Here is a 9,255-nt window from a genome sequence, read left to right on the forward strand (position 1 = left end):
TTTGAGATTTACATGAGAAGAAAAATGTTAAAAAACCTTATAGTTTTAAACAATTAAAAATCAGGAAAGGTATATATTTTATGAGAAGTGTGTTATTATATAACAAAATAAACGGGAAAACAGTAGCTGTGGTGGAGTTGGTGTTTTTTTTAGAATATTTTGAGATATATATATGTTACTTGGGATACTAATACTGATGATGGAACTTGGTGGATAGATAAAAGCGTACATTTAACCATGACCTATGCTAAAAATTTTAAGGGGGATTTAGACAAGAAAGATATTGATTTTGATTATGGTACTGTCCAATAATAATGAAGCAGTTTATTTAAAATAGGAATATACACTAAAAGAACCGCCAGTCGCGGTTCTTTTGTGTTATACTCTGCTCTAAATTGCTTTAGTAGCAGTTTTTTCTTTCCTTACAAACACCATGATTCCAGGGATGATCATAAGTATAGCTGGTATTAAGTAAAACCAGTCAATGCATATAAGTCCTCCAATCCCTGAAATAAAAAGTAGAACACTGCTCAACTTTGGTTTGAATAAGACAACAATTGAAGCCGTAAACCCAATACATGAAAAGATCAAAGACCCCCATGCTCCAACAAGAAGGTCGCTTGTCATATCAAAATATCTGATCAAATGAAAAAATAAATCTAAGTAGGCGATACCTAAAGCTAGAATAGATGCTACAACACCTAATATGCTCCCTATCAAACTTAAAACAAACTCAATGGTTCTCTTCACAATAAACGCTCCTTATGTAATCAGGCCACTTAATTTTTATATATGAAAATGTAAAAGAAACATAAATGAAAATATAAATGAGAATCTAAATCTTATTAGTAAACAGAATTAAACATAATAAACAGAAATAAATAATAATAAACTAACTGCGTTTATTTATCTGATTTCCGTCTTTCCTTTGATTGCTCCGTTATAATCTCCAAAGCAGCCTGTAAGATCTCATCTGTTACCTCACCGTCTTTTGCTGCAAGGAACGTTTTAGGATTAAATCAAGATATTTACATCTATAATAACTGAAATAATTTTTATTTGGTGAATTTCGACAAAAAAAGACTAGATTCGCATTTGAAATTTCACAATTTCTCTCGTATCTTAAATAAGTAGTTTCAGTTAATGCATGGGCATTCAGCCAATGGCATTTATGGACCTAATACTAAAGCGAAACTTGAAGAGTTCTTGAAATAATAAAAGAAGCCCTTCTTAAAAGAGGGGCTTTTCTAACTATATTGTTTTAAGGTGTTCTTTAATTTGTTCAATGACTTGCTTAAGCCATTCTAATGGAGTTATATCATCTTCAGGAAAGTATATACCATCAGCTGCTTCTTCTATAAATTCATTCTTGTCTTCTTCTGAATAATCATTATTTACAAACTCAGTTAGTGCTATTAAATCTCTCTCTTTTAGTTTTTGTGCTGCTTCATTTAAATATTCATCAAGGGCCTTTTCCGGAGACTCTATATCTTGGTGGAAATGTCCACCGAGAAATCTAAATACAGGATCAGAAACTTTAATTTCAATCATTGCTTATATACTAAATAGCCTCTTTTATTTCTGTAATTACTTTTTTCAACCATTGTAAAGGAGTTAAATCGATTGCCGGAAAATAAATCTCCGTATTTGATTTTATAAAACTTTCTTTCTCTTGATCAGATATGTTTTCATTTAAAAACTCTTCACAAAATTTTATTGTGAAAACTAAGCATTCTTTACTTGATTCAGCTATAAATTCTTTCAGAGCTTGTTCTGGTGAACCCATGTCCTGGTGAAATGTTCCTTCTAAAAAATCACTTAATTCTTCCATAGTATCATAATTCTCGTACATTGTTATTCAGAACTCCTTTTATTTTGTAGGATAGCCAGTTAAAATAAACTCCCCATTTTTACTCTTTTTCAATACTATTGTGGCGTTGGTAGCATCCTTAACAACATTTGAACCTTTTTCTACCCTTCTGCCGAGAACTTCTCCATCACCTTTGTATCTTAAAGGAAGAGTAGGTCTACTGTTAGGATTTGAGAGCCATTTTGTTATTTTACTAATGTTTTTTGGATCACTTAGAACTGAACTGGCGACTTTTTCTGCAGTAGCTCTATCTTTAAATGAAGAAGACCCAGAGATTTTTGTATCTTTTATTAAACGTTGAAATAATTCGCCATCAGTCTTCCCAACATGTCTTTCTATAAGATGCCCGCCTTTTGCTTCATGAGCAGCTAATCCTCCGCCAGGTGCGAGAGGGGTACTATCACCTTGTTTGACATTACCTATACCCATGTTGTTAGACGTCTCAGATTTTCTAAGTACACTCTCTTTTTTATCTTCAATAATACTTTTTAGTAGAGGAGTGTTTTTTGCGTTATACGTATTATCGATGTCTTGGGCAATCCCGACAAGTGCAAGATCATTCTTATTTCTAACAATAGAATTGATGTAAGCTTTGCCTTTGTTTATCCCTTTATTAACATGAGCAGCAGCTGTTCCACCTTCAACCACTTTACCTACTTTAGAAAGCTTGGTAGTGGTTTGCACTGCGGCGCCCGCACCTTTTGGCCCAACAATATTTCCTATCGCATAACTGATATAATGCCCTTTTTCGTATGCATCACCATTTACCATTTTATCATTCCATGAGTCGACCAGGTTTGTCCAGATGATTTTTGAATAAGAGGGGACGCTTAATACTGTTGTTATTGTTTTTGTAAGTTTTAATTCGGTAGGAAGCTGTGAATATTCCCAGGCGCCCACAACCAAGTCTTTGACGCCATATATCGTATCGTCAATCGCATCGTTAAGCCCATCATTAACTCCATCGATGAAATCAATTGCTGCCTTACCGGCATTGATAACACTTTCACCAACTTCTTCGAGCTGTTTTGCTTGTTCAAGCTGCACCACATATTGTAACTGTGCAGGCTCAAGGTTCTCATACCCGATCTTCTTGGCAATTTCTAAGTATTCATCCGGATCCGTCACTCCGTCAGCTAGCTTCTTCTTCAGCTCTTTGATTTCTCGCTCTTTAGCTTCCTCTTTCTTAATCGTCAAATAAGCCTCTGTACGCTTCTCAATATCACCTTTTTTCTTATGTATATCACTCTCACGGTACGCCTTGGCGTTGTAGTGAATGGGCGTAGCGTTTTTGCCTTTGCCCGTTGCTTCTTGGAGCTTTTGGAAATCTGACTTGATGAATTGTTCATTTGGTTCTGACAGAGCATATTCTGTCAGTAAATCTACGTCTAGGTCACCTAGTTTTTCAATTGTATTTTTACGTTTGTCATTGGCATCTGCAAGCTCATCCTTGAAGGTTTCTGTTGAAAACAAGTCGAGCGGAAGGATGTCGTCAATGTCGTTTAGGATATCTTTCATGGCTTTTTTCTGTTCAGACATGATTGATTTTGATTTTTTATGGGCGTTAGCCAGTTCATGTTCTAAAAAAGATTCTTCAATATAAGCATCAGAGAGGCCTTTGTCCTCGACAGCTCCGGCAATGCTGTTAAAAAATGCGATCTTCATGTCAATGTAGTCGATCCATTGATCAGTGACATTAACATGATCGTGATAGAATGCTTTAATGTTATTAGCGCCTTTACCAGAGAATTCGCTGTCATCCAGTTCAGCGACGCTTTGTAAAGCTTTTCTCAAGTTGACCATTTGCGTCCTTAGTTCTTTATATTCTTTGGCGCGGTCTGTAGCTTCAGACAAAAGTGTTTTAGCTTCCAAGACTTTCATAATCATACCCTCTCATTTAATCGTATAACAAAATATTACCATGGAAGAAAGAAGAAACGAACTTAAAATTATCTTGATTAATCATATCAAAAGATATAGACGAAAAAGTTTGCGGTTTATTTGCGGGTGTAACACTTTCTCAAAAAGTTGGAATATTACATAGAAGGCATAAGGAGGGGGTCCTGTGAATCCGTTTTACATTTGCATATGCTATAATCGATTCAAATCCCAAAAGGGAGGTTATGAATGGTACTCTTCCGCCATACTCGCTGCAGTCACCATACCGCCCTCTTAATAATTGAACACAGCGTATTCCAATACCATAATGCTCTAGCTTAAAAGGCCGAGTTCAATTTCTCGGCCCCACCTAACTCAGTTTCTTATTAGTATCAACATTAATTCTTAGCTTCAATCCTCTTATGATTCTATTTCTCATACATAATGAGACTCTTTTTATAGTGATAGAGTAGGTCTTACAATTAATTCACTTACATCGATCTCTACTGGCTGCGAGATTGCATAAAAAATTGCATGTGCAATAGCAGAAGCAGGAAGCGCTTGTCTTCGGTATTCGATCATAGCCTCACTCGCCTGTTTATCGGTAATATGATCGGCTAGTTCTGATTCCGTTACGCCCGGTGCAATTACAGTTGTTCGAATATTATTAGTTGCTTCCTGTCGTAAGCCTTCTGTGATGGCACGGACGGCATACTTGGTTGCGCAATAAACTGCTGCAGTGGGGGTAACCTCATATGCGCCTATGGAAGCTATATTGACGATATGTCCGCTATTCTGCTCTTTCATTATAGGCAAAACTGCTCCAATACCATGCAGGACTCCACGGATATTTACATCGATCATACGATTCCATTCAGCGATTTTCAGAGATTCCAATTTAGATAATGGCATTACACCCGCATTATTTACAATGACATCGATTTTTCCGTATGCTTCTATAATTTCTTGGACGATATGCTGCATTTGTTCAAAGTCTGTGACATCCAGTTGCTTATAATCTGCACTATATCCTTTTTGGAGAAGAGTGGATACGAGTGTTTCTAACTTATCTGTTCTCCGCGCTGCTGCTATTACCGTAGCTCCATTTCCAGCTAATAAATCAACAGTTGCTGCTCCAATACCGCTGCTTCCACCAGTGACAAGAACAACTTTATTCTTTATACTCATCTTTGTATCATCCTCTTTTAAGTAATTTTTCTTTAAGGAATCTTTAGCTTCTTTCACGATGCAGTACCATCCCTGCGTGATATAGAATTCCGTTTATAAAATCTCCATCAGCTGTGAATCCTGTATCATCTTGATATTCAATGTGGTCACCTGTAATTTGGTAATTGCCTATATATGCACATTCGACATTGCCGCGAGCTTCAACATAGCGTCCATCGGACAGTAGTTCATGCCTGATATACCGATCTTTGGTAACCCAAAGTCCAGCATAAGAATGAGTGGTTTTTTTCATACATCATCAACTCCTTTCCTGTTCTACTATTAGTATCAGGGAAAGATAGCATAGAGTGGTAGCCGGTATCTCTTTAATTCTTGCCTTATCCTCCAAGAGTCGATAAGCCTTATAAAAGGAGGGATTTCATGTCTCTGGAAGAACAATTGCAATCGAAAGAAGAGGAGCTTACTAATCTTGTGTCATCCTTTGCAGCCAAGGAGGGTACGAACGTAACGTCAATCTCTGGGTTGGAATTTATTCGATCTGCCAAGCCGCTGGTGCCTGTACATACTATGCATGAACCTGCTTTGTGTATTGTTCTGCAAGGAAGAAAAGTGATTTCTATAATTGGAGAAGACTTCTTTTACGGAAAAGGGGAATACTTAGTCGTGGCAGTCGATCTGCCAGTTATCGGGGAAATTTTAAAAGCAAGTGAGATGGAACCTTATTTATGTCTTCGATTGAATTTTAACTTAATGCAAATTGCAGAGGTCTCAAAAGAGTATAAGCAACATAGCACTAATCATAATGTTACAGGGCGAGGAATATTTGTTGATCAGACAGATGAGGTCATTCTGGATGCACTTATCCGACTCGTGAAACTACTTCATACCCCTGAAGATACAGAAATACTTGCACCTTTAATCATTAAGGAAATTCTATACCGCATTATGCAGGGAAAGCATGGTCACACAGTAAAAAGCCTTGTTGCCAAGGGGAGTAAATTATCTGAAGTGGCTGTTGCTCTGGATTATTTAAGAAATCATTTTTCTCAGGAAATAAAGATAGATGCACTAGCTAAAAAAGTAAACCTTAGCCCATCAGCTTTATATCATCATTTTAAACAAGTTACAATGATGACTCCGATCCAATACCAGAGAGCTTTACGTCTTCATGAAGCAAGGCGGTTGATTTTCGGGAAAGATATGAGGGTTGCTGATGCTGCTTTTCAAGTTGGCTATGAAAGTCCTTCTTATTTTAATAGAGAGTATAGAAAGATGTTTGGCAAGCCTCCAGGGAAAGATCGTAAAGAGAATCTGAATTTATATAATGTGTAGTTCAAATCAAGAAGTCGCATACAGATGCGACTTCAGTATAAACAATATGTAGGTGAACAAGATTCGCTTATCTTTCTTAAAAATAAGAAAAAGCCGTTAGAAACGGCTAAAGGGAATCATAACTAATGTTGTTTATCGAATCAAACAAGGAATTCATGAGTAGGTGCTAGAGTTACATTCCGGGATGCTTCCTTCATTTCGCCATTAGACATAGATCCGAAAAAGGCAAGTCCAATTAAAACGGCGGATAAACTGATAAACAATTTAGATTTCATACATGCATTCCCCTTTCGATATTTGCTTTTGAGCATATACCATCTTCTTGAAACAGATGATGCTATCCTCTATTTTTCCATTATAATCGAAAAGGTTGCCTCCTAACAATGCCAGATCTTCCAGATAAGGGTATCCTTTGCCGTTCTCTAAACGAGAGAAAATGTTGAGGAGTTTAGGTGTATCGCCATTTCTTATATAAAGAACGTCTAATGCTTCAAATAAGTTCATAAAAAGTTCGTCTTTAAAATCTACAGCACTTCTAATTCCTTTGCGGAAGCAATCCATTGCTTGTTCTTTTTTGCCTTGTTTAAAATAAATCAATGCTAGGTCATGATAAGCTTGCGGAAGTACGTCAGAGTTAATTTTTCTGTATTGAACCAAGGCTTGTTCGATGTAACGAGCAGCCTTATTTAAGTTGTCCATTTTGTGATAGCAATTGCCGAGATTGAAAAATGCGGTGGCATAGATGTGAGTATTTTTACTTTTAAGCAGCTCAGCTCCTTTTAAAGCTTCTTGAAGGTGGGGGAGAGCTTTTTCATGGTTTTCAAGGTCATCGTAGTTACCGGCTATGACAAAATGGCACTGTATACGCCGAACAGAATAAAGTTCATGTTTTTTATAGATATTGTATGAAAGCTCGGCGTAGTGCATTGAGATATGAGTCATTTTCATATGATAATAGACTTCGGATAATTTAAAATAAAACTCAGCTTTTTCAATCTTGTCGGAGATCGTTGGAATTTTGCGTTCAGCTTTTTTGTAATATGTAATGGCCTTTGTGTATTCACCGTTTCTAAACTCATACATCCCGCGGAAGAAGTTATAATAATATGCCCGCATATTGTCTAGTTTTTTCTTATGTCCTTCGATTTTCTTTAAATATTCTGAAAGTTCCATTCGATTTTCATCAGATGGCAGCGTATACTCCAGCATGATTTTATGTCGAAAGGCCATTAGTTGATAATAAATAAGCAAGTCTTGATCTTCTTCCATAACCTCTATATCACGTTCGATTTCAGCTTTTAACATTTCAGCATCAGTTACGTTGAATTTTTGAATATGCCTATGCCATTCATTAATCTTCATTCCCACTTCAGCTGATGTGATTGATATCAAGATATTCACCCTTCCCTTAACTCTACTAGTAATGTAAATATTAACAAGTTTTCCTTCGCGGAAAAAGGCAATAGGGCACCGCAATTTAAATTTTCGGTGAGACCGCAATAACTTTTTGGTTCTCATGGAAAATCTCTCAATGGGGATGTAAGTGTTTTTGCTAATTAGCTCATTAAAAAAGCACTTAGTAGCTGAAGACAGTGCTTCTAATGGTGGTTTCGGAATAGCTTAGAGTTTGAATCTTTTCTTCATGTGATAAATGGTTAATTTTAAAACTTGTTGAATCGGGATGCAAATAGTGACAAGTCAAAGTTATATAAGAAAGTTTTAAGGAGATTAGAATATTCTAATCTCCTTAAGCATCGCCATTTTTTTTGCAATTAGCATAAAATCTTTTTCACTTATCTCAAAATGTCCAAATCGAAAAGAATACCCCCAACGCTGCTCGTCTTTAATGAAAGAAAGCTTTGGGATTAATGGGCGAATCGGTGTTTCTGTGCAATGAATAAAACTTATTTTTCTCCGGAAAGGTTTGAAGTCATTTCCCATTTCAAACTGAAAAATATGATTATCTACTACTTTGCCTAAAGCAGTAAATTTTTGATGTGGTGTGCTTTCCTTAAAATTCATCTTGGAGGAGTAATAAATAATCCAATCACCAGTATTCATCTTTTTTAAAGGTGCCTCTTTGCCATGACAAAGTTGAGCAAAACCACCTTGGACAGCTCTCATTACATGATCTCGAGAAGCAACCCCAATCCAGTATCTTTTATCTTGCACTAAGTCAACACCCACAATTATCAGGTATGTTATTGCCTTGATCTGAGTTTGTGATAGGAAAGTTCATTTCTTTCCATGCTGCAATACCACCGGTCAATTCTTTGACTTTATATCCATGTTCTAATAAAAACTTAGCAACTTTGGCAGCTGTATTGCACCAGACATCCCAACAGTAAACAATAATTTCTTTATCCTTTGGTATTTCATTTAAACGAGACTGCAGTTCTTGTTCAGGAATAACATTAGCATCCTTAATTGTGACGCTCCTTACATGAGTTGGACCGTTTCTGACATCGATTAAGAAGTATTTCTCGGGACTCATTTGCTTCGCTTTTACATAATCCATAGGGCTTATCGTTGCTTCGAGACGTGCATTAAAATAATCGAGAGCATGCATATTATGAAACCTCCTGCTTTTTATAGTGACTTCCAAATCTTAATAAGAAAGTCTTTAAATAATTGTCTTTCTTGTTGATTTAAAGGATCTAATACTTCTAATTCCGTCTTCGTTAAAAACTCCCAACGAGAATCCAATACATCGTTACCCTTTTCCGTAATTTTAAGGCTATAGGATCTTCTGTCATTAGGATTTTTTGTTCTCTCAACAAATCCTAAAGTTTCGAGATGGTCGATATGACCTACCATAGTAGTCCGATCTATTTGCAGATTGTCAGAAATATCTTTTTGCGATGAGTAAGGGTTTCCTTTGATAAACAATAGAACTCCGTATTGTCTAGCATTAATCTCATATGGATTAAGCCCTTCAGCAAATTTACTTTCCAGTCGTTGAAGAACTTTTCCGAGTAAAAAACCAT

12 protein-coding genes and 2 pseudogenes are annotated in these 9,255 nt (G+C 36.3%); 2 read left to right on the plus strand and 12 right to left on the minus strand.

Going from position 1 to position 9,255, the window contains the following annotated elements; translation table 11 throughout:
• Nucleotides 1-390 precede the first annotated feature (390 nt).
• Nucleotides 391-750 carry a hypothetical protein gene (locus RAC86_RS30140; RefSeq protein ID WP_072566590.1) on the minus strand — a complete coding sequence of 120 codons (360 nt, stop codon included), beginning with the start codon at nucleotides 748-750 and terminating at the stop codon, nucleotides 391-393.
• 152 nt (nucleotides 751-902) lie between these two features.
• Nucleotides 903-1,016, minus strand: a pseudogene (locus RAC86_RS30145) (transcriptional regulator); the annotation flags it as partial.
• Between the two features lie 118 nt (nucleotides 1,017-1,134).
• Between RAC86_RS30145 and RAC86_RS30150 the strand changes: the two are divergent.
• A pseudogene (locus RAC86_RS30150) lies at nucleotides 1,135-1,215 on the plus strand (peptidoglycan-binding domain-containing protein); the annotation flags it as partial.
• Nucleotides 1,216-1,251: 36 nt separating this feature from the next.
• Here RAC86_RS30150 and RAC86_RS30155 read toward each other — a convergent pair.
• The 5 genes from RAC86_RS30155 to RAC86_RS30175 all read right to left on the minus strand — a co-directional run bounded on the left by RAC86_RS30155 (nucleotide 1,252) and on the right by RAC86_RS30175 (nucleotide 5,228).
• On the minus strand, nucleotides 1,252-1,551 hold the full coding sequence (locus RAC86_RS30155; protein ID WP_072566589.1) for a contact-dependent growth inhibition system immunity protein: 300 nt from the start codon (nucleotides 1,549-1,551) through the stop codon (nucleotides 1,252-1,254).
• A gap of 10 nt (nucleotides 1,552-1,561) precedes the next feature.
• Nucleotides 1,562-1,852 carry a contact-dependent growth inhibition system immunity protein gene (locus RAC86_RS30160; RefSeq protein WP_072566588.1) on the minus strand — a complete coding sequence of 97 codons (291 nt, stop codon included), beginning with the start codon at nucleotides 1,850-1,852 and terminating at the stop codon, nucleotides 1,562-1,564.
• Between the two features lie 18 nt (nucleotides 1,853-1,870).
• Nucleotides 1,871-3,751 (minus strand): ribonuclease YeeF family protein, encoded by a 1,881-nt coding sequence (locus RAC86_RS30165; RefSeq protein WP_072566587.1) that lies wholly within the window; start codon nucleotides 3,749-3,751, stop codon nucleotides 1,871-1,873.
• 453 nt (nucleotides 3,752-4,204) lie between these two features.
• A complete protein-coding gene (locus RAC86_RS30170; RefSeq protein ID WP_072566850.1) occupies nucleotides 4,205-4,936 on the minus strand; it encodes an SDR family oxidoreductase in 732 nt (243 codons plus the stop codon).
• 43 nt (nucleotides 4,937-4,979) lie between these two features.
• Nucleotides 4,980-5,228 carry an Atu4866 domain-containing protein gene (locus RAC86_RS30175; RefSeq protein ID WP_003226067.1) on the minus strand — a complete coding sequence of 83 codons (249 nt, stop codon included), beginning with the start codon at nucleotides 5,226-5,228 and terminating at the stop codon, nucleotides 4,980-4,982.
• A gap of 128 nt (nucleotides 5,229-5,356) precedes the next feature.
• Here RAC86_RS30175 and RAC86_RS30180 point away from each other — a divergent pair, with 128 nt between their 5' ends.
• Entirely contained in the window at nucleotides 5,357-6,268 is a 912-nt protein-coding gene (locus tag RAC86_RS30180; protein ID WP_072566586.1) for an AraC family transcriptional regulator, read from the plus strand.
• 140 nt (nucleotides 6,269-6,408) lie between these two features.
• Here the strand turns inward: RAC86_RS30180 and phrE are convergent, their stop codons facing one another.
• The 5 genes from phrE to RAC86_RS30205 all read right to left on the minus strand — a co-directional run.
• On the minus strand, nucleotides 6,409-6,543 hold the full coding sequence (gene phrE / locus RAC86_RS30185; protein WP_014114495.1) for a phosphatase RapE inhibitor PhrE: 135 nt from the start codon (nucleotides 6,541-6,543) through the stop codon (nucleotides 6,409-6,411).
• The gene (rapE, locus tag RAC86_RS30190; RefSeq protein WP_069839531.1) at nucleotides 6,533-7,660 is read right to left on the minus strand and encodes a response regulator aspartate phosphatase RapE; all 1,128 of its coding nucleotides are present in this window, start codon (nucleotides 7,658-7,660) and stop codon (nucleotides 6,533-6,535) included. The genes phrE and rapE overlap by 11 nt, the downstream gene beginning before the upstream one ends.
• A 336-nt stretch (nucleotides 7,661-7,996) precedes the next feature.
• Nucleotides 7,997-8,440 carry an EVE domain-containing protein gene (locus RAC86_RS30195; RefSeq protein ID WP_072566585.1) on the minus strand — a complete coding sequence of 148 codons (444 nt, stop codon included), beginning with the start codon at nucleotides 8,438-8,440 and terminating at the stop codon, nucleotides 7,997-7,999.
• A gap of 4 nt (nucleotides 8,441-8,444) precedes the next feature.
• The gene (locus RAC86_RS30200) at nucleotides 8,445-8,837 is read right to left on the minus strand and encodes a rhodanese-like domain-containing protein (RefSeq protein WP_072566584.1); all 393 of its coding nucleotides are present in this window, start codon (nucleotides 8,835-8,837) and stop codon (nucleotides 8,445-8,447) included.
• A gap of 20 nt (nucleotides 8,838-8,857) precedes the next feature.
• On the minus strand, nucleotides 8,858-9,255 hold a 398-nt coding region (locus RAC86_RS30205; protein ID WP_377886355.1), incomplete at its 5' end, for a MarR family winged helix-turn-helix transcriptional regulator.

It is taken from the genome of Bacillus sp. LR_5, assembly GCF_042709275.1.